The organism is Myroides pelagicus, assembly GCF_009711055.1.
Taxonomy (GTDB): Bacteria; Bacteroidota; Bacteroidia; order Flavobacteriales; family Flavobacteriaceae; genus Flavobacterium; species Flavobacterium pelagicum.
In genome coordinates this window covers 1-1949 of record NZ_WMJY01000081.1, presented here as the reverse complement: position 1 = coordinate 1949, position 1949 = coordinate 1, and the positions used below count along the sequence as shown (strand labels likewise).

Below are 1949 nucleotides of genomic sequence, written 5' to 3'. Positions count from 1 at the left end.
TTTATACCATTATTTTCAACGCTCGAGGTATTATTGTATTACTTTCCAAACAAACCATTACATGTCCAGTTTATTAATTAAAAAACTGGACATTTTTTCTTATATTTGTTTCAAAAAAACACTTGAAAGTAACTGAAAACATAAGAAATACAATAGATCGTCTTCCAAGAGGGTATATTTTCACTTATAAAGACTTTGATGTTGATGTAAACAAAAAAGAAGCAATCATCAAAGCCTTAAATCGCATGGTAGATTCAGGCAAAATTGAAAAATTATCAAAAGGAAAGTACTTCAAACCTGAAAAAACCCCTTTCGGAACTCTTCAGCCTAGTCAAGAACAAATAGTTAAAGACTTACTAAATGAAGATGGTAAGGTGATTGGATACCTAACAGGCTATAGCATATATAATAAATTAGGGCTAACAACTCAAGTTAGTAACATAATACAAATAGGAAAAAATCAAACTCGCCCTAAATTCAAACGAGAGCGTTACACTATATCATTTATCAATCAAAAGAATATAATTACCAAAAAAAATATTCCTCTACTACAGATTCTAGATTCAATTAAGTATGTGAAAAAAATACCAGACACTACCATAAAAACATCTTGTTTAAGGTTTTTGGAAATAATTAGGGAATTAAGCTTAGATGATAAAAAAGAATTAACACGGCTCTCTTTAAAATACCCACCATCTACAAGAGCTTTATTAGGTGCATTATTAGACGAAATACAAAATAAATCAATAACAATTAGCCTGAAAGAATCGCTAAACCCAATTACTAAATATGAGTTTTCTGGGGCAAAAAAAGTATTAACTAACGCTTCTAACTGGAATATTATATGAAACTTCATCTAGACAAAAAGTTATTTAGACAAGCTATACAGTTTACATCGGACCAAATGCAAATACCAGCAATATTTATAGAAAAAGACTATTGGGTAACATATGCTCTTTTTACAATATTCAACGATAAAATTGGTAAAGACACTGTTTTCAAGGGAGGAACAGCATTATCTAAATGTTATAACATAATTAAAAGATTTTCAGAAGACATTGATCTAGTTGTCTTAAGAAGAGAAGGAGAATCAAATAATAAACTTACTACTAAAATAAGAACAATTAGTAATGTAGTGAATAATGTACTGCCAGAAATAGAAATAGTAGGTTTAACTCACAAAATGGGAATGAATCGCAAAACAGCACATTCATACAGTAAAGAATTTAAAGGTTATTATGGTCAAGTAAGAGACGCTATTGTGGTGGAAGCTACTTGGCTTGGTTACTTTGAACCCTATACTACTAAAAGTGTTTGCTCTTTTGTAGGTGAAATGATGATGAACAATGAACAAATCAAAATCGCCAAAGAACAAGATTTATTACCATTCAATGTACTTGTTTTAGAACCAAGCAGAACTATTTGTGAAAAAATCATGAGTTTAGTTCGGTTCTCATATGGAGAAAACCCTGTTAAAGATTTAAAGAACAAAATTAGACACGTATATGACTTGAACCAACTTCTTTCTGAAGAAGAATTACTCGCATTTTTTAAATCAGAAGAATTTGACAAAATGTTATTAAAGGTTGCTCAAGATGATGTAGAAAGCTTTAAAAACAACAATGAATGGTTGAAAAATCATCCTCTTAATTCTTTAATATTTAAAAAACCTGAAAAAATATGGAGCGATTTAAAGGCGACATATGAATCAGACTTTAAAAACTTGGTTTACGGCTCTTTTCCAGATGAAAACGAATTATTAAATACTTTAATCCTTATTCAGGAAAGAATAACTTCCCTTCATTGGAATATCAAATTATAAAACAAATAAAGATAAATATACAACATTGTGTCCTACGAAAAGCATTACTCCTATTTTTAGCAGTTGCTTTTTTATTAAAAAACGCCCTAATTAGAAGAATCTAAAAAGGACGCTTTTCTCAATAAAG

The 1949-nt window shown here is 29.6% G+C and carries 2 protein-coding genes; both read left to right on the top strand.

All coding sequences use genetic code 11. The features are described from left to right. The first annotated feature begins 122 nt into the window (after window positions 1-122). Window positions 123-848: a type IV toxin-antitoxin system AbiEi family antitoxin domain-containing protein gene (locus GJV77_RS14625; RefSeq protein WP_155037065.1), complete on the top strand. Its 726-nt coding sequence runs from the start codon at window positions 123-125 to the stop codon at window positions 846-848. After that, window positions 845-1822, top strand: a complete 978-nt coding sequence (locus GJV77_RS14620) for a nucleotidyl transferase AbiEii/AbiGii toxin family protein (RefSeq protein ID WP_155037064.1) — start codon at window positions 845-847, stop codon at window positions 1820-1822. Before GJV77_RS14625 ends, GJV77_RS14620 begins: the two co-directional genes overlap by 4 nt. Window positions 1823-1949 lie beyond the last annotated feature (127 nt).

What these genes read in the sequence shown, in the direction of transcription:
- GJV77_RS14620 (WP_155037064.1), top strand. Translation starts at nt 845, where the DNA reads ATGAAACTTCATCTAGACAAAAAGTTATTTAGACAAGCTATACAGTTT.